The 18,361-nt window shown below is 57.2% G+C and carries 16 protein-coding genes and 5 pseudogenes; 9 read left to right on the forward strand and 12 right to left on the reverse strand.

The genetic code is table 11. The features are described 5' to 3' along the window. Positions 1-320 precede the first annotated feature (320 nt). Positions 321-905 carry a hypothetical protein gene (locus AX768_RS25985; protein ID WP_062002966.1) on the forward strand — a complete coding sequence of 195 codons (585 nt, stop codon included), beginning with the start codon at positions 321-323 and terminating at the stop codon, positions 903-905. 52 nt (positions 906-957) lie between these two features. On the opposite strand, the gene cysC is transcribed toward AX768_RS25985, so the two are convergent. The 5 genes from cysC to AX768_RS26015 form a co-directional block, all read right to left on the reverse strand. After that, positions 958-1,560: an adenylyl-sulfate kinase gene (gene cysC, locus AX768_RS25990; protein WP_062002967.1), complete on the reverse strand. Its 603-nt coding sequence runs from the start codon at positions 1,558-1,560 to the stop codon at positions 958-960. Between the two features lie 41 nt (positions 1,561-1,601). Further along, positions 1,602-2,744, reverse strand: coding sequence for a hypothetical protein (locus tag AX768_RS25995; protein ID WP_231941611.1), 1,143 nt, complete (start codon positions 2,742-2,744; stop codon positions 1,602-1,604). Between the two features lie 180 nt (positions 2,745-2,924). Next, positions 2,925-4,040: an FUSC family protein gene (locus tag AX768_RS26000; RefSeq protein WP_062002968.1), complete on the reverse strand. Its 1,116-nt coding sequence runs from the start codon at positions 4,038-4,040 to the stop codon at positions 2,925-2,927. Positions 4,041-4,293: 253 nt separating this feature from the next. Continuing rightward, on the reverse strand, positions 4,294-5,268 hold the full coding sequence (locus tag AX768_RS26005; RefSeq protein WP_062002969.1) for an NADPH:quinone reductase: 975 nt from the start codon (positions 5,266-5,268) through the stop codon (positions 4,294-4,296). Between the two features lie 708 nt (positions 5,269-5,976). After that, positions 5,977-7,125 carry an FAD-dependent oxidoreductase gene (locus AX768_RS26015; RefSeq protein WP_062002971.1) on the reverse strand — a complete coding sequence of 383 codons (1,149 nt, stop codon included), beginning with the start codon at positions 7,123-7,125 and terminating at the stop codon, positions 5,977-5,979. A gap of 363 nt (positions 7,126-7,488) precedes the next feature. On the opposite strand from AX768_RS26015, the gene AX768_RS32220 reads away from it, so the two are divergent. Beyond that, on the forward strand, positions 7,489-7,947 hold the full coding sequence (locus AX768_RS32220; RefSeq protein ID WP_335340493.1) for a TetR/AcrR family transcriptional regulator C-terminal domain-containing protein: 459 nt from the start codon (positions 7,489-7,491) through the stop codon (positions 7,945-7,947). Positions 7,948-8,109: 162 nt separating this feature from the next. Here the strand turns inward: AX768_RS32220 and AX768_RS26020 are convergent. The 6 genes and pseudogenes from AX768_RS26020 to AX768_RS34545 form a co-directional block, all read right to left on the reverse strand. Beyond that, positions 8,110-9,510, reverse strand: a pseudogene (locus AX768_RS26020) (ISNCY family transposase); the annotation flags it as partial. A 331-nt stretch (positions 9,511-9,841) separates the two neighbouring features. Next, positions 9,842-10,042, reverse strand: a complete 201-nt coding sequence (locus AX768_RS26025; RefSeq protein WP_062002972.1) for a hypothetical protein — start codon at positions 10,040-10,042, stop codon at positions 9,842-9,844. A 192-nt stretch (positions 10,043-10,234) separates the two neighbouring features. Then, on the reverse strand, positions 10,235-10,600 hold the full coding sequence (locus AX768_RS26030) for a hypothetical protein (protein WP_062002973.1): 366 nt from the start codon (positions 10,598-10,600) through the stop codon (positions 10,235-10,237). 25 nt (positions 10,601-10,625) lie between these two features. After that, positions 10,626-11,234, reverse strand: a pseudogene (locus tag AX768_RS26035) (aconitase family protein); the annotation flags it as partial. Positions 11,235-11,326: 92 nt separating this feature from the next. Then, positions 11,327-12,087, reverse strand: a pseudogene (locus AX768_RS26040) (LysR substrate-binding domain-containing protein). 12 nt (positions 12,088-12,099) lie between these two features. Next, complete coding sequence (locus tag AX768_RS34545) at positions 12,100-12,225, reverse strand: helix-turn-helix domain-containing protein (RefSeq protein WP_442857274.1); 126 nt, start codon at positions 12,223-12,225, stop codon at positions 12,100-12,102. A 136-nt stretch (positions 12,226-12,361) separates the two neighbouring features. Between AX768_RS34545 and AX768_RS33915 the strand changes: the two are divergent. The 6 genes and pseudogenes from AX768_RS33915 to AX768_RS26075 all read left to right on the forward strand — a co-directional run. Then, positions 12,362-12,487, forward strand: a pseudogene (locus AX768_RS33915) (phosphohydrolase); the annotation flags it as partial. A gap of 112 nt (positions 12,488-12,599) precedes the next feature. Then, positions 12,600-13,351, forward strand: a pseudogene (locus AX768_RS26050) (SDR family NAD(P)-dependent oxidoreductase). Positions 13,352-13,769: 418 nt separating this feature from the next. Further along, entirely contained in the window at positions 13,770-14,435 is a 666-nt protein-coding gene (locus AX768_RS26055; RefSeq protein WP_062002976.1) for a peroxiredoxin-like family protein, read from the forward strand. An 88-nt stretch (positions 14,436-14,523) separates the two neighbouring features. After that, the gene (locus AX768_RS26060) at positions 14,524-14,778 is read left to right on the forward strand and encodes a DUF1993 family protein (RefSeq protein ID WP_062002977.1); all 255 of its coding nucleotides are present in this window, start codon (positions 14,524-14,526) and stop codon (positions 14,776-14,778) included. Positions 14,779-14,837: 59 nt separating this feature from the next. Then, a protein-coding gene (locus AX768_RS26070; RefSeq protein WP_231941613.1) for an IS3 family transposase occupies positions 14,838-16,057 on the forward strand; the annotation gives its coding sequence in 2 pieces (ribosomal slippage) (positions 14,838-15,123 and positions 15,123-16,057; 1,221 coding nt in all). A gap of 84 nt (positions 16,058-16,141) precedes the next feature. Then, complete coding sequence (locus AX768_RS26075; RefSeq protein WP_231941614.1) at positions 16,142-16,354, forward strand: DUF1993 family protein; 213 nt, start codon at positions 16,142-16,144, stop codon at positions 16,352-16,354. 99 nt (positions 16,355-16,453) lie between these two features. On the opposite strand, the gene AX768_RS26080 is transcribed toward AX768_RS26075, so the two are convergent. Then, complete coding sequence (locus AX768_RS26080) at positions 16,454-17,344, reverse strand: LysR family transcriptional regulator (protein ID WP_062002980.1); 891 nt, start codon at positions 17,342-17,344, stop codon at positions 16,454-16,456. A gap of 108 nt (positions 17,345-17,452) precedes the next feature. Here AX768_RS26080 and AX768_RS26085 point away from each other — a divergent pair, with 108 nt between their 5' ends. Further along, entirely contained in the window at positions 17,453-18,208 is a 756-nt protein-coding gene (locus AX768_RS26085; protein WP_062003684.1) for a glucose 1-dehydrogenase, read from the forward strand. Positions 18,209-18,361: the final 153 nt, after the last annotated feature.

Consider the following 18,361-nt stretch of genomic DNA (forward strand, 5'->3'; position numbering starts at 1 on the left):
CCGGTCGACCATCCCCGCAAAAAGCGCCTCTGCCTCGGTTGCCCCCTCAGTTGCCCATTTTGAAACGCCAACCAAGGCGCCCGTCACCACGAATCCGCTCGGTCCTGCCTTGGCGGTCTTCGATCAACACAAACACCCCACCTTTGGAGCGCATCGGTCATTTGACCGATACCGACAAGACAAACCGAATGCCATGATCTCCACCCATGCAGGCCTACTTGTCGCGATAACGCTGTGCGGTCCTGCCGACAGCCCGTCACAGCGAGCGCCTGGCGTGTCGCCACGGCGACGCGGCCGATCAAATTTCAAAGGGAATTTCAATGGCTACTCGTCTTTCAGATACCACCGGCCTTCAGGATGAGCGGTGGCTCAAACACTACTACCTCACACGTGCAGCGTTTTCCGCGGTGTGGGTCGCGCTCGCGTTCGCCGTCGGTCAGCATGCCGCAGCGATCGGTGCGGCATTGCTCATTGTCTATCCCCTGTGGGACGCGCTGGCTAATTACATCGACATGTCGCGTAGCGGTGGGGCGCGCGAAAACCTCACTCAGGCTTTCAACGTCTTTGCAAGCCTGGTAATAGCGATTGCGGTGATGGTGGTGTTGAGCGTCGACACAGGCCTGATCCTTGACGTATTCGGAGTCTGGGCCGTTCTATCCGGATTGCTTCAGCTCGCTACTGCCGTGCGCCGCTGGAAGCGGTTTGGTGCGCAATGGGCAATGATCTTGAGCGGAGGCCAGTCGGCGCTGGCGGGCGTGTTTTTTATCGCGCAGGCCCATTCAACAGCACCTCCCGCGCTTATCCAAATCGCCGGCTATGCGGGTGTCGGTGCGATATATTTTCTCGTTTCGGCGTTGTGGCTAGCCGTCGGGCAGATGCGGCGCAAGGTTGCATCGACGCACTAAAGAACTGGTTCAACCCCGGGCGTCTTTCTCGAGGAGCCTGGTATAAAGCGGCTCACTCATGGATCAACCGCTGAGTAATCAAGGTTATTGCATCAGCTATCGAGCATTGAGTGGTGTCGATGCGAACGTCGGGAGCGATCGGTTCCTCGTAGGGGGAATCGATACCCGTGAGATTCTTGAGCACTCCCTGTCTTGCGAGCTTATACAGTCCTTTAGGATCGCGGCTTTCAGCGATTGCAACGGGAACATGTACGTGCACTTCCACGAACCGATGAGGCCCGGCAGTGAGCCGTGCGATTTGCCGATCTGCCGAGAAGGGTGAAATGGCGCAGACCAACACCAGCAGCCCGGCGTCAGCCATCAGCCGAGCGACTTCGCTCAACCGCCTGATGTTTTCATGTCGATGTACATCGGAGAATCCAAGATCCCGGCATAGCCCGGTACGCACGGTGTCGGCATCCAGTAGGAAACTGTGTTTGCCGGCGTCATGGAGCGTAACTTCGAGGGCGTCGGCGAGGGTGGACTTTCCAGCCGCTGGCAAACCGGTGAACCAGACTATGCCAGGTTTCTGCCCAAGCAAGTCGGAGCGGTCGTCGACGCCGAGTGAAAACGCATGACGGTGAACGTGAGATGAATTGTCGGTTGGCAAGTCCATCTGATCTCCTCATTGCTTATGCCACCATGAATGACCCTGCGTCAGTAGTAGCGCCACTGTTCTGACAGTTCTCGAGCGAGCACCAGCTTTTCCTTAATGAGCTCAGCACCATCCGTCCCAGGTCCCGATACACCTCTTTTCGATACCATGAAACCCAATGCTGAGGCGTGAATGGATTTGATCGAGCGTCCGTCGATTTCCTTCATGAGCGAAGCGTTACCCTTCATCTGTGCAACGAGATCTCTTGCAGCGCTGAAGTCCGGCGTTATTGCGACCTGGCCTCGAACTCGTGCCCGTAATGCCGAGGCGTATTCGGGAGACTGTCCCAGCCGGTCAACATCGACCAGCAAATCGGCTTCGTCGGCCGAGCGCAGTGCAGACAGCATCCACACCGCTAAAAACGCCCGATATGCGTTGTCGCCGTCGACCGTACGCACGAACTGCTCGCAGGCCGCAGCATATTCATCGATCGAGGTGACGGGAGCGGGCGGCAAGCGAACGCCGCACACTTCAATGACCTCTTTGACGATAGGCTCGTTTTGATTAAGGCCCAATATCCGAAACGGAGCAGCAACAAAGAAGGGATTGCTCCATTGCTGATGAAGCAACCATCCAGAGGCAAACTGCGATGCGGGATTTCGCAGGACGACTGCGTGCATCACCTCAGGAAACGCGTCCTTTAACCATGGCAACCGGCCAAGGGATCGACAAAATTTGAAGACAGGTATCTTCCCCTGCTTCCTTGTCTGGTCATGGAGGCTCTTCAGGTACGCCTGCAATGTTGAGAAGCCAGCATCCGCCACGGGTCCGAATCGATCCGCACTAAAACTTTTTCGATAGCCCACCACACCATGTAAGTCGTCTCGAATGAACGGCCTATATTCGGTGAAGTAAGGCGCTGTAAGTTTCGGATGACCCGAAGTCCAGGTCGGCTCCAAGGCGGGTATGTCAGCGGCTCGCAGGTCGGCCAGTATGGGGTGAAGCGGTTCATAGAACGCCGTCACGGTCTGCAAGGCCCGAAAGCGAGACCATACCCACGTTCCCGCGCTTCTCCAGCCGGCATGCAGAAAAATTCCACCCGCCTGTCCTTTCTCTCGCACGACAGTTTCCTGACTGCGGGAGTCTGCGGATGTCTGCCCGTTGTCATCGGTGATATGCGAAGCACTGTTTGATGGATGCATCATCAGCTTTCTCTACAGTCCGAAGGGAAGGGTGTGTTTTGCGCGATCAAAGGACTAAAGGCTTGCAATGAGAGCCACAGTGAAAGGCGATTGTGCGTCTGCGGATATCAGAGAGCGGATGGTGAACGACAGGTAGTGTAGTTCCACGCGTCGTGTTCCGCGTTACCACAAGGGTCGTGACGGTTACGATCCATTACCGGTGCAATTCGCTGAGGTATTGCGAAGCAACAGTTGATGCAGGTCGATCAGATTTTCACCGACTTGCTCGAATCCGAAGATAACTGAATGCAAGTAACGATACCGGTCGTAGCTTTCGCGTGCGGCCGAGCAGTCAAGTTCTTCCCGCAATGTTTCGTGCGCTTCATTGAGCGCTCGGCTGCATGCGTCAGGATCCGGTGCCGCATGACCTCCTCTTACATAGGCGGCCAGCCTGGAAAGATAAAGCGCCCCACACGTTTTGACGTTGTTGCCGATGTCCATCATCACTTCTCGATCTCCCATCGTGAAATGGCTGCCATGGGCGGAACCGATTCGATCCAGAAGAACAAGGCCGTGCCAAAGGCGTTCAGTTGCCGAGAGAGCAGACGACAGCGTCAGGCCTGATTGAAAGTGCGCGCGTATGCGCGTGTCGATTGAAACGGATCGAGCCAGTTCAAGATGTCCCAGGAATCGCTCGTGTAGAGCGTCGAGCGCGGCACGGTCGTGTGGTTGATCGAATATGGAAATATGGTTGAGCAATTCACTGCAATCGTCGAGTGCCGCTGCAATGAAATTGAACACGCGTTGGCGGGCGAGTTGCGGCCATACCGACATCGACACCGCGATCCCGATGCCGGAACCGAGGATGATCGCCCCAGCACGACTGATCGCATCAGAAATGCCGGCAGACGGGGCAAGCGCGATCACAGCGGCCGCCACGACGCCGTAGCTTGTCGCGGGCCAGACCGCGGTCACACTGCAGGTCACAAGCGTGGTCAGCCCAAGTCGCAACATCGACTGCTCGCTGCCGGGAAAAACGTGTATTGCTGCCAGACCGACAGCGGTGCCGAATACCGCACCCGCCATTTGCCCAAGGCCATATCGCATGCTTCGGTCGAAATTCTTCTGCAGGGTAAAGAGGCTGGAAAAGATAGCCCATGTGGCATTCGAAGGATCAATGGCCGCGAGGACAGCGTAGCTCAGAAGGCTCGCGACAAGTGACTGCAAGGCTATGCGCAATGAATCGGCACGGCGCGCGTGCCAACCATCGGCAGCTCTTTTGATCAGATTCGCCGGTTGCAATCGGCCGAGATGTGGCATTGAATTTCCGTCAAACAATTTCCGCGGACGACGCAAGGTTGGCCATGCCGAACTTCGCGCGATCCTGCCGCGAAGTCCGACCGCCGCCGGATCCGCGCAAAAAAAATGGCGAACGGCCGAATATGGTTCAGCCGACCCGATCCGAGTACGGCGTGCCACCCCTGCAATAGTCTGGTGCTCGCGGGTTACCGGGCAAAGAACAAACGCGGCGCGGCATATTGCAAGGGAACGCTGAAGAGCGGAAAAGGCATGCTCACAACGTGACGACGGCGTTGCCCGTCAGTCGACCGCTTTCGACAGCCTCGTGCGCCTCGACAATGTGCTCGAGGGAGAAATGCTCTGCCACGTTGTGATTGAGCGCGCCGGTTTTCAGATAACCATTCAGCGCACTCACAGTCTCGGCGCGCGCTGCGGGCGAGAGCTCGTAGACGATAAAAAAACGTATTGCGGCGCCACTTTGAATCATTGGCAGGAAGTCGAACTGCACCTGCGGCTTGCCCGCCCCATAGATCGCGCCCATGCCGTCACGCGCTAGGGCCGCGGGGTAGAGTGCGGCGTTCGCGGCGGCGTCGACCTCCACGATTCTGTCCACGCCGCGTCCGTTCGTCAGCGCCTTCACACGCGCAACCACGTCCTCGTTGCGGTAGTTGATGACATCGTCGGCGCCGAGACCCTTCGCGATCTGTGCCTTTGCATCCGAACTCACGGTGGTGACGACCCGAGCCGCGCCCAGGAGCCGCGCAAACTGAATCGCATATGCGCCCACGGCGCCTGCGCCCCCTGTGACGAGCACAGTCTTGCCAAGCACGGTGCCGTCGATCGTGAGTGCGCGAAGCGCGGTGAGTGCAGGAATGCCCAGGCACGCGCCCTCATCGAACGAGGTATTGTCGGGCAGGTCCACCGCTTGTTCCGCTGGCAGCGCGATGTACTCTGCAGCCGTGCCCCCGGCACGCTTCCATTGACCATTCCAGAGCCAGACCCGCTCGCCGATACGGCTCTCCGGGACGCCCCTTCCCACGCTTGTGATGACGCCCGCGCCGTCGCTGTGCGGTGTGATGCGCGCCGCCATGGGGGGACGGCTGGAACGCCCTTTGACATCGGACGGATTGACGCCGGACGCCTTGACCTGCACGCAGACTTCGCCTTCTTGGGGAACGGGATTGTCGAGTTCGCCGACCGTAAGCACCTCACGCGCCGCGCCATTGCGCTCATACCATGCAGCTTTCATCTGAATTTCTCCTTGAATTTGCAGGCGGGATGGGCTGCGTTACCCGTGTATAGCCGCATCACGCGCGCAAGACGATCCCGTAAGACGACCTTCGGGCAAAACCGCCTGCATGTTGATTCGCGACCGTGGTTCGATCAAATCCGAGCATCTGCGCCATCGCCCGTACAGCGTTCGACGTTGAATTCAGCAGGCCGGCTGCTTTCGTCAGGTCTTGTTGAATAGGCGCGTCACCGTCGAGAAAACGCATATATGAATTGCTTGGTCGGTGAGCTGGGAAAAGCGCCATAAACCTGAAAAACGGAAAGTTCATTGCGAAATATTGTACAGCCTGGTGTTTTTTCTGGCAGCGTACAACGCGCAATTGCTGGATGAATCAGTGCATGCGCGTCCTTGTCAGTGACAACGCCATGCAGACTGACCGATGGACAAGTGGTGTTTATTTGGCATACCTAACCGGGTCAATGCGGTTTACCGATCAAGACCAAGAATTGATCAATCAGGATTGGCGTCTTATGGCGTGTACGTAACGCTATCGCGGTTCGACAGAAACATGCGCAATACGTCCCGCATGCGGGCAACGACGAGTGCACTTGTTGATAGCGAGGTGACGTTGCGCGCGCCGAGGTGAGGTTCAGCTCGAACGGCACGAAAACGATGCGGGTCGTCCCCGTGCTATGAACAACGAGGTCATGCTGGAATGCAGGTGGACTATTTCGCCGGCCGGTTCCAGGTAAAAAAATCGACAAGGCTCTGAGGCGCGTCGGGACCGAGACACACCCTGAGTACGTCTTCCGCCTCCGCGGCCTCGGACGCGCTGCGGGGGAAGAGGTCCTGCTCATACAAGATGAGCGCGGCCTCGACGTCATCGGGGTTGGCGGCGATAACCTTGCCGAGCTCAGCGCCGTCGAACATTGCAAGGTTGGCCCCCTCACCGGACGGGATCATCAGGTGAGCGGCGTCGCCGAGCAGTGTCACCCCCGGTATGCGGTCCCATCTGTGCTCGACTGGAAGCGCGTGAATGGGGCGGGGCAGAAGGTCCGTCTCACCGTCGGTGATGAGCGCTACGAGTTCCGGAGCCCACCCGTCGAACTCCCTGGCAACGCAAGCTCTGGCCGCTGCCGGGTCGGAGAAGTCGATGCTGTCAACCCAGTCCGCGGGCTTGTTCAACTGCGCGTACGTATGAAGCACGCCATTGGGCTCGCGATGAGCCAGTATGCCTTTGCCCGGCGCGAGCGCAAATAGCGCTCCGTCGCCAACCGCTTGGGCGCTTGCCGCGTGTCGAGTGTCGCCGTCGTACAGATGTGTCTCGAAGAATGACGTGCCGACATACGCCGGTTCCGCCAAGGAGAGAAGGGGACGAACTCTCGACCAGGCTCCGTCGGCCCCCACGAGGAGGTCGGCCGTCACGGTGGAGGCGTCAGCGAAGGTCAACATGTGCCGGCCGCCACCAAGCGCAGACGCCGCTACGAGCTTGTGTCCCCACCGGATCGTGTCGGAAGGGATCGAGTCAAGCAGGATACGGCGTAGTTCCCCTCTAGGTACCTCGGGTCGACCGCCGGTACCGTCGTCGGGTTCGTCAAGCAGCAGGTTGCCGTCCTTGTCGAGTACGCGCGTTGCCTGGCCGCCAGCGTGAATGACCTTCAGGAACTGATCAAAGAGGCCCGCTGTTTTGAGCGCGACTTGCCCGTTGTGTTCGTGAATATCGAGCATGCCCCCCTGCGAGCGCGCGTTCGCCGAGGTCTCCGCTTCATAGATCGTCGCGGCAATGCCGTGGACATGGAGGACTCGGGCGAGTGTCAGCCCGCCCAGCCCCGCACCGATGATAGCGATTGAAGTATTCCTGATCGACGTGTTCATTGAGCCTTGATTGTCAGTTTCGCAGCCGCAAGACTGTGTCCCGGCTAATGCGACTGCTATGGAACGGTATTCCATTCATTTTGGAACGCCATTCCATCGGTGTCAACTTGGAACGTTATTCCATATCTGCCAAAATGGGGTATGCCCAAAAAAGTACCGAGCGTTAAACGACGCAAAGAGTCGCTCTCACGGGAGCGTGTCATTGAGGTGTCGATCGAACTACTGGACAGCAGTGGAGAAAGTGGGCTCACATTTCGCGCCCTGTCAGAGCGGCTCGTCACGGGTCCCGGCGCGATTTATTGGCACATCGACAGCAAGAGCGAGTTGCTGACCGCCGCCTGCGACTCCATTGTCGCTCGCACGATGAACGCGCCCACGGCCAGCGGAACACCGGAGGCGATCATTCGATCCCTTGCGCTCGGCCTGTATGACGCGATTGATACGCACCCCTGGGTAGGCTCGACGCTTACGCGTGCTCCGGGGCAGTTGCCCATAGTGCGCGTTCTCGAGCGCATCGGCCAGCAGGTTTGCGCTCTTGGCGTGCCGGACGAGGAACAGTGGACGACGGTGTCCGCGTTACTGAACTACATAATCGGTGTCGCTGGGCAGAACGCGGACAATACGCAATTCGCTCGAACGCATAACCTCGACAGAGCCAGTTTCCTGGAGACGGTTTCGACCGTCTGGTCTGAACTCGATCCGGTCGAATACCCGTTCGCACGTAGCGTTGCCAGCCAGTTGCCTTCTCACGACGACCGTGCCGACTTTATTGCCGGCATTGATCTGATCCTTCGCGGGGTCGCGGGCGCGGGCGAACGTTGATATGGAGCGCTGAACGCCCGCAGCGGAAAGTCCACTGGGGACGGTTCTTGGATTGAAATGTGAAGCGTCCTGTGAAAATGTCGAGGCTAAGTTCAGATGTCCGCCTTCGGGCTTAGTTGAAATGTCCGGTTTTAGGTCGAGAATTATCTCTGTAGAAGGCAGTTTCCCCACCGCGGCTGCCTGCCTTTCAGAGGTCCGCAAGATCATTGCATCCAGGTCAATCTGCTTGAGCTCGCGTTGCTTACGCGTGTTGTTGGCCCGCATCTTCGGTTTCACCGGTTCACCCTGATTGGTCCTCGATGGCGAGCCCGAGATACGTCGGTTGTCGCGCTCCATCTGCACCTGGCGCGATAGCGCCAACACATGCTCAAGGCGCTTGTTGTCGACCTCGGCACCCTGGTCCATCGCCGATAGCCTGTCGTATTGACGATACGCCAGCGCGCTGCCATGTGCCCGGATTTCGATACGCCCATCCGGGTATTCATAGACATCGATGTAGTGATGGGCGAGGGCACGTGTTTGCGGCGTGTCGTCAAGCATGTAAATAACCCGGTCGTACTGCAATGTCAGGCTGTTCGACACGCAACGCAATACCCGGTGCGTCAGAATCAGGTCGAGGTCTTCATCGCTCCTGAGCGCCCGATGCGCGTTAAATGCGCTCTTCGGGATCTTCGCGAAGCGCCCATTGAAGTCGGCCATGAAGTGGGGCGCATACGCGTTGGCGGTCTCCTTCGTATCGATCTTGCGCAGCCTCAACTCTTTGACCAACCGGTCCTGCAAGGTGAGATTGGCCCGCTCCACGCGCCCCTTGGCCTGACTGCTGTTGGCACACAGCGTGTCCACGTTCAACTCGTACAAGGCCCGCCCGTATTGGGTCACGCCCTTGTCGGGCGTGCTCGCGTGCTGGTTGCAGTGAAACACGCTGGCCTTGTCGCTATAGAGTGCCACGGGCTTGCCGTGCGCCTCGATGTATTTGCGCGTGGCCTCGAAATAACTGAACGTCGATTCGGTCGCGGTGAAGTGCAACGTCATCAGTTGGCTTGTGGCATCGTCGATAAACACCAGCAGCGTGCACGCTGGCGCCCGGTCTTCAAACCATCGGTGATCGCTACCATCGATCTGGATCAGCTCGCCCAGGCACGAACGCCGGTTCCTCGGCTGATGGATCTTGGGCGGGCGCTGCTTGCGTGGAATCCACAGGCCGGCGTCGGTCATCAGGTGGCGAACCGTTTCCTTTGAAAGCGTAAAACCATGGCATTCGCGCAGCTTCTCGCAGGCAAGCGTTGGGCCAAAGTCGGCGTATCGGTCGCGAATCAAAACCAGTGCCCGGCATGCCGTTACCTCATCAAGCTTTCGATTGCCTGGACGACCTCGCGCTGCCGAGCCCACACCGGCTGCGCCCGTTTGCTTGTACCGCAGCACCAAACGCTCGACCTGGCGCACCGTCAAATTCAAACGCTCAGCCGCCAGGCCCGGTTTGAGCATCCGGTCCACGACAGCCTGAATCACTTTGAGACGATCGAGTTCGCGCATATTTAGTGTCACCAGTCCGGTTGGTTTCATGGCGAACTCCCATCGTCTGATCGGAAGTTCCCAGCTTGGCACCAACAGCAAAACACAGCATTTCTATATTGCTAAAACACGACATTAGGATATTGCCCCTACAGTCGAAAAGTGGATAATTTATATTATGTCAAGTATGCTAGGTATCTTTCATTCACGGCGATGGAGTTGGAACAATTATGTCAGCTGGGGTGTCTGGCGCTGTGCGCGTTATGGCCATCGCGTTTGCCTAAAAACCCGCGCTTTATTTTCGAGCAGGATTTTCGCAAACAACACACGTTTGCAACGCTCTCCACCGGAGCTGCCTCATCGTCCGCAAAGAATTAGCACGTTACCGCACCACGCCCAGTTTGGCGAGGTCTCCCTGCACGATGTCGATATCAATGACCGGGATGTCGCTCATCCGCGCTACGCGATACGTATCGAAGTTGTGTTGCACGACGCGGCCGTTATGGATGTCGATCTGGTGCTCCGGCGAAGCCGGCGAAACCGGTTTGCCGGTCTTTACTGCGAGGTACGTGACTTCGAACAACCAGTATTTGGACTTTGCGCGTGCGCCTCAGAAGCGATGGCAAACGGCACGGTCAAGCATGTCTCCGTCTTTTTCATATTGGACTCCTTTATATTATGGATGTCTTTGATTTAAATCCCAATGACGCAAAGAATCTCGTCTCCCTCCTACAAAGTGCAACGGAGCGACGGCGTCGCTCCGTTGCGTACTGCTTTATGCAGCAATGACTTTCGTCATCGGCTTTTCACCGGAAGGGAGATTGAAGAGGGAAAGCCGAGTCGAAAGGTTTGCCACCAACCCAGACAAAGCCGAGAGCGTCTTCACCGCACCAAACACGTAATAATCCGGGCGCACGAGGATTGCCTTCACGCCATGTTCATCGAAGAATTGCTGGTATTTGCCGCTCACGTCGAATAGCACGCGCCCCCGCACGGTCTTGTCCGCGTCTGCGGTGATGCCAACGGTCTGCGCGCCGATCCGGGCGAGCGCTGCCTGCGAGACGGCGTCCAGATGCTGTTCAGGGTCTGCATCGAGCGCAATGATGTGAAAACCATTGGGCAGTGCGTCGTCGTAGCGCATCTGTTCCCCGTCGTTGGCGACCTGTCTTTTCGGCGAGCGTGCGTGGCACGGCATCCACCCGCGCGCCAAGACTTGTGACCGCGACATGACGCATGTTCGTCGCGCCGTACCGCAACAGCCCGCCACTACGCAAGATCGCGGCTGCCAGCGCGTCGCGCGATGCAACCAGTTCGTCGATGTCGATCGGCTCGCCGCGCTGGATGCGCTCGACCAGACTAAAATCGGTCGATGTGAATAGTCCCAGATTGTCGGCGTTCTGTCGGTAGATGCGCTCGAAACTTTTGGCGATAACCAGGTGAATACCAGCGTTGAGCTCCGCGACTGGGCTGTGTTCGCGGGACGAACCCTTTCCATACCGGTTGCCCGCAACCGTGACACAAAAGCCGTTTGATTTGATGTCGTCCACGCCAATCGGACACTTCGTGCCCACACGCAGGCCAACGTAAGGATAACGGCCAAGACGTTCATCATATTGCGTTAGCACGCTCATCGGCGTGATCTCGTCGGTCGATACGTCGTCGCGTAGCTCGTGCGCCGTCGATAGCGTCAGGTTTTCGCCCGCCAATTGCCGTTCGATGAGACGTGGTTCCGCGCTCAGAAAAAGAACGCGGCCCGCTAGAGTTGAAATTGCCATGTTTGTCTCCCATCTGGCAATCTAGCCCGGCGAAGGCGTTGCAACGAAGTGCTGTTTCGGCAAACGGGGCATCGCCGATTACGATGTCCGTGCTAACCCTCATCCCGCGTTTGTGACAGACGCTCGATCAGCGCCTGAACGGCTTTCAGGCGCGGCGACTTACGTAGCGCATAAACGCACAATTCCCGCTGTCCCCAGCGTTCGTCGAGCGGACGTCTCACGAAGTTGCGCGTGCCTGCAAACGCCGATGCCGCGCTCGTCGGTACGATGCCTATCCCCAATCCGGCCTCAACCATCCGGCATTGCGCGTCGAAACTATTGACTGTGACACTGATCCTAAGCGAACCACGCGCCGCGTCGGCACGCTCTTTGAGGAGTTGATCGAGTGATCCCCCCGCCTGAAGTGCAACCAGCGGAAATCTAATGACATCGGAGAAAGAAAGCTATCCGCGTTAGCGAGTTCGTGCGCGGGAGGAAGCACCACCATTAACGGATCGTCGGCGAAATGCCTTGATTCAAGGCCAGACGGTACAGACGCTGGCGCAACGCACACGCCAACGTCGGCACGATCTTCCAGACACGCGCGCAGCACGTCGTCACTGATGCGTTCGTTCAACGCGATCTCGACACGGGGATACTCCGCCTGGAAGCTCATAAGTCGCTCGGGCGGAAATCCTACGACGGCGGACGCATTGGCAACCAGGCGTACGACGCCGGATACCTGTCCGCTGAGAGATTGCACGTCACGACCGAGAGATTGAAGGTCATCGTGCAGCCTGGTCGCACGGATGAAAGCGTGCCGCCCTGCTTCCGCCAACTCTACGCCGGCCGGAGAACGCACCAGAAGCGGCATGCCAATGGCGAGCTAGAGATCGGCAATCCGACGGCTGAGCGCCGATGTTGCAATGTGCTCCCGCTTTGCCGCCCGTGCGATTGAACCCTCTCTGGCAGTTGCGAGAAAAAGCTCCAGGCTATACGGATCGATTCTCATGGGTGGACGTCGGAACGATTCAAGTTGGGTAGGTCGATCTTACAACGCCTGTTAGAAGACGACGCCAATTCGTTCGCGATACAGAAGCTCATCTGTTGTTCAATCGTTCGAGTAGGGTCTTCTATTTCGCTTCGTTGGTATCAAGCATAAACCTGAGACAACCTTTGGAAACATCAATGCGGATGTGCTCGCGGACAAAGACGCCGCGTTCAAGCGCGTCAATTTTTGCGACATCATTCGAGCCTCTGGCTGGGACGGCTAGCAGATCAGGGCTGCGTCGAAGCAAGAACAGAAAGGTCGAGTCGCGGCACGCTGCGACGAACACTAAGCATCCATCTATCCACAAAGCACGAAGCAGGTAAAAGGAAAGCATAATGTCAACGCTGACAAACAAAGTTGCGGTTGTAACAGGCGCATCGAAGGGTATCGGCGCATTAATTGCCAAGCATCTGGCAGAGGCAGGCGCGTCAGTTGTCGTCAACTACGCCACTGACAAACAGAGGCAGGCAAAGTTGTCGCCGAAATCGTCAAGGCGGACGGAAAAGCCATCGCGGTACAAGCCAGTGTGAGCGTCGAAAGCGAGGTCGTCGCCATGCTCGCGGCGACGCAAAAGGCGTTCGGGAAAGTGGATATTTTGGTGAACAACGCCGGCGTGTATGCGTTCTCGGCGATTGAAGCTGTGACACTTGAAGACTTCAACCGACAGTTCACCACCAATGTTTTTGGATTGCTGTTGGTCACCAAGACTGCGCTGCCTTTTTTCGCCCCGACGGGCGGCAGCATCATCAACATCAGCTCAGTGGTCAGCACCATGGCCCCGCCAACGGGAAGTATTTACGCCGGCACAAAAGCCGCCATTGATACGATCACGAAAACGCTCGCGAAGGAACTCGGACCCAAAAATATCCGTGTAAACGCTGTCAATCCTGGACTAGTCCTCACCGAAGGCCTTCACACCGCTGGGATTTTTGGCGGGGACATGGAGGCGCAAATGGTGGCGATGACTCCACTGGGTCGTGCTGGGCAACCGGCGGATATCGCGAAACCTGTCGTGTTCCTCGCGTCAGACGACGCCGGCTGGATAACCGGAGAAACCCTTTATGTTTCCGGTGGGGCTGGGGTGTAAATCGATGACCCCCCATGCCCTTGCGCCGGCACCAACGCATTCGTTACCGCTGGAGACGTCCGCTTTGCCTACCGACGTTTCGGGAAGAAGGAAGAACGCGCCAGCATATTTCATCGCGGCCCCACAGGACAAGGCTCGTCAAATAGCTGACGCGCAAGGAGCATCTTTCAGCGTTCCGAGAATTCTTCCGTTGAGGCAGCGGGAGACGCAATCGTCGATATCGTCCGGTCTAAGCGGTGAAGGCCTGCCAGGGCACAGCATCTACGCTGCTTCCACGGCATTATTTCGACGTCATCGTAACCGACTGCGATCAGCAAGTTTCACCCCTGTGAAGTGCATTTCAACTATGCGTTTTAGCTATCTAGTCTGAGACCCCCTGCTCTGGCAAAGTTTCTACAATGCCGGATAAGGGACTAACGTGAAACTCCAGGACCAGCTTGACGAGGTAAGAACACACTTTGAACTAGACCCTACAAACGCCGCTTCATCGGACGCATTGTATGGCGTAGTCGCGAGACTCATCAGAGATAGGGCCGCATACCGTGCGCTCCAGGCCGGCGTCATCGCGCCTAATATTTCTCTTCTGGACAGCGCGGGAACAAAACTTTCGCTTAGAGGCTTGCTGTCCAAGGGGCCAGTCGTCTTGGTGTTTTATCGCGGTGCCTGGTGTCCGTATTGCAGTCTTGAGTTGAGCGCCTTTGAGCAAGCCCGTCCAAAGATTGAAGAGTTGGGCGCGACCCTCGTGGCCGTCTCCCAGCAAAGAGCTACCTTTAGCGAACAATCACGGCAGGACAACAATCTTCGCTTCCCAATATTGGTGGACAAACTGGGCCGCGTCGCCGCTGCGTATGGCGTTCGTTGGTTATTGCCGGTCGAGTTGCAGGAGGTGCATCAGCTACTCGGTGCAGACCTCTCCATCTTCAATGGCGATTCTGAATGGACGCTGTCCATGCCCGCGAAATTCGTAATCGGGCAGGACGGGTACATCGCCTGGTCAGACGTCAATCCGGATTACACCGCTCGCGCCGAACCAGCCGAGCTGTTCCCGATTCTCAGGCAGTTAGCGCGAAGCAGAGAGAGGTAGGGCCAAGGCGACTTCGACGATCGGCGTCGACCGTCGTCGGGGCTTGTATGTTTCACCACCAGGTTCACGAGTAAAACTAGGACGACAAATGATTACCATGACGGAATTAACCATCGAGCCTCTCAAGCGTGGATTGCAGCAAATGTCGGGCTACCTCGATCATGCCCAGAAGCACATCATCGACTACGGGATTGCTCCTGACGCACTTCTTGCAGCACGGCTTGCCCCCGGCATGATGACCTTCAGCGCCCAAGTTCAGCGCGCGAGTGACAATGCTAAAAATGGCGTTGCGAGGTTGACCGGCACCGTTGCGCCTGTCTTCCCCGATACGGAAGCAAACTAAAGTGGCCCCTGCTTTTGAGACAACGGTTTAAGCTGTGGTCTGAAAGTGGATGAAGGCGAATGGTGGAAAGCAAAAAGAGGAAGATTCACGGCGCAGAGTTCAAGGCGAAGGTGGGCTTGGAAGCGGTGCGCGGCGTGAAGACGATCAACGAGATAGCGCAGCTGTATGACGTGCATCCAGTGATGGTTGGGCAATGGAAGAAGGAAATTCTCGCTAACGCCGGCGCGTTGTTTGAGAACAAGCGCGGTCCGAAACCGGAGGCGGCACGAGACGGCGAGGATCGTTTGTATGGCGAGATCGGGCGGCTGAAGATGGAGCTGGACTGGCTTAAAAAAAAGTCCGGCTTGTAAGTCGTCTGGTCCGACTTGGCTGGATTGATCATGACGAGACCCTGCCGATTGTCCGGCAGTGCGAGCTGGCCGGCGTCGCGCGCTCGAGCGCATATCGCCTGGGCATGGTGCATGAAGCTGATCAAACCGATTTGCAATTGTGTGCCCTGATTGACGAGGAATATACGCGGCATCCGTTTTATGGCAGCCGACGCATGGTGGTATTTTTGCTAAGGCAGGGCCATCTGGTCAACCGAAAACGGGCGCAGCGTCTAATGCGCACAATGGGTCTGACAGGCATGGCGCCGGGCCCCGCGACGAGCGTCAAACATCCGAGGCACAAGGTCTATCCGTACTTGCTGCGCGGTTTGCCGATCGTACGGTCCAACCATGTGTGGAGCACGGATATTACGTATATCAGGCTCGCACGTGGCTTCGCGTATCTGGTAGCAGTGATCGACTGGTATTCGCGTCGCGTGCTGTCCTGGCGTATCAGCAACAACATGGATGTGTCGTTTTGCGTGGACTGCCTGGAAGAAGCTCTTATTCTGCATGGCAAGCCGATGATTTTCAACAGCGATCAAGGGTCGCAATTCACAAGTGCGGCCTTTACGGGGGTGCTGCTACGCGAACAAATCGCAATCAGCATGGACGGGCGCGGCCGAGCGTTCGACAACATCTTTGTCGAGCGACTGTGGCGCAACGTCAAGCACGAGGACGTGTATTTGAACGGATATGAAACGATGGGCGAGCTCACGCTCGGCATGACGCGTTACTTCGATTTTTACAATAGCGAACGACCGCACCAGTCACTGGACTACCAAACACCTAACATCGTGTACGCGAGCGGGCATGGTGGCGGCGCTCTCATCGTCGACAAGTTTGGCTCTGGAAAAGAAAAAACAGGGCAGCGCTGTTCCGCTGCAAGCGTGGATCTGAGTACAGCTTAAATCCAATCAAAAGCTGTCTTGACGGACGGGTCCACTTTAAACATCGAGCAACTGAAGACTAGGCTTGGAAACACAGCGAAGCATTTGGAAACGCTCACCGGTGAGGACTTTGCCGGAGCCGAACGGCGCCTTATTCAACTGCGATTTCTAAGCATCAACGGCGACATGACCGGTTTTGAGTATTTGACCCGTTTCCTGTTGCCCAACTTTTATTTCCATATCGCGACTGCCCACGCGATTTTGCGACATCAAGGTGTCGCAATTGGCAAGAAAGAGTATCTCGGTCCGTTGCATTAACGCTGACCAACCCGAAAGCCACACTCCGCCTTTCGTATGCGACAAAGACAATGCCGCGCACATCGTGTAAGCACCTCGCACCGTGGTGTCGAAAAGTATCTACTGCTCGTGGCTTTGAAGAAAACTTATCAAATGTTCAACGAACGTCTTCGCCGCAAGTTTTGCAGCCCGCCCAGCAGGAAAAACCGCGTGGATCTCAGTTGTCCCCATATCCCAGTCCTTCAGAACCCTTATCAACTTTCCGTCCGATAATTCGGCGCTGCATCCCATCAATCCTGTACCCACGATTCCGAGTCCTGCTACTGCGGCAGCCGTGGCACCGTCGTTGGAACTTGTCGCAACACGTCCTTCGAGGCGAATGGATTGCGCTCGACCGTCGCGTTCAAACGACCAGCTTGCCATGCTCGCGGACGGCCCAATAATTATTTGATGGTCTGAAAGGTCAGGCGGCGAATCGGGAACACCCGCGCGACTTAGATATTCCGGCGAGGCTACCATCACTCGTTGGTTCCTGCATAGCAGCCGAGCCGTTGCGTTCGAATCGGCAAGCGTACCGAAGCGAATGGCAACATCGACGCCTTCGCGAAGCAAGTCTTGCCTGGCATCGTCCATCAAGAGATTGATCCGCAGTGCAGGATGCCTGTCAAGGAAGGCTGGAAGTTTCGGTATGACCTCCCGTGTAGCAAATGTCGCCGGCAACGCCACACGCAGCTCTCCTTGGAGCTGGTCGGCCCCGCGCACCGCCTGGTTCGCTTCGTCGAGCGCGGCAAGGATAGGCTCGATGCGTGAAAGATAGTCCGCGCCCGCCTCTGTCAAGACCACGGCACGGGTAGAACGCATAAGCAGCGGGGCACCCACGTCCTTTTCGAGCATGGCGATAGCGCGCGACGCCGAGGGCTGTGACAGCGAGAACTCACATCCGGCTTTCGAAATGCTCCCCGTCCGAACCACACGCACGAAGAGTTTCAGCGCCGAAATACTGTCGGTCATGTCTGGGATGAATAGTAGAAAGTTCGATTGTGCGCCTTATCAACGTTCGATAAAGGGGTGATGCTCAATCAACGCCAACTCCGTTGGCTCTCTCACAAAGGATTGACCATGTCACAGCAACAAAAGCTCGCAAATAAAGTCGCCATCGTTACTGGCTCTTCAAAAGGTATCGGCGCCGCTATCGCCAAGGAACTAGCGTCCCAAGGCGCTTCGGTCGTGGTCAATTATTCGTCGAGCAAGGTCGACGGTGACCGCGTTGTGGGCGATATCGTCAACGCTGGCGGAAAGGCAATTGCAGTTCAGGCCAACGTTGCTGTTCAATCTGACATCGCCCGGTTGTTTGCCGCTACCAAAGAGACATACGGAAAGCTGGACATTCTTGTCAACAACGCCGGAATCTACTCGTTCGCTCCACTGGAATCTGTCACTAGTGAAAGCATCACGGCCATGTTCAGCACCAATGTCTCGGGTCTGCTTTTCGCGAGCAAGGCTGCGCTGGCATTGTTCCCTGCCGAAGGCGGAAGCATTGTGAATATCGGATCGGTGGTTGGTGAGCTGACGCCGCCGACTTCGGTCGTCTACTCCGGCACAAAGGGTGCAGTGAACTCGATTACGCGAGTTCTCGCAAAAGAGCTAGGACCCAAGCAAATCCGCGTCAACGCCGTGAACCCGGGCGCAGTGAAGACAGAGGGCTTTAAATCGGCTGGCCTTGAGGGCGACTTCGAAGCAATGATGATCGCTGCAACGCCGCTTGGCCGCGCAGGAAAACCCGGCGATGTCGCCACCATCGTCGCGTTCCTCGCCTCCGCCGATGCTGGTTGGATTACTGGTTCGCTTATCGATGCTGCAGGCGGTTCGCGATAGGCCGATTCATCGCGGACCCGACCCGCCCGAAGTAAAAGGCGGGCCGCGCGAATAGGGCTGGCGAATGCCGTGCGTTGAATCGTAAGCGCTGTGCCGAAGGCCTGTCTTCGAAATGCCAAGGACGAACCCGCATTTGCGTCGTAATTGAAAAAC

The sequence above is a fragment of the Burkholderia sp. PAMC 28687 genome (assembly GCF_001577465.1).
Lineage (GTDB): Bacteria > Pseudomonadota > Gammaproteobacteria > Burkholderiales > Burkholderiaceae > Caballeronia.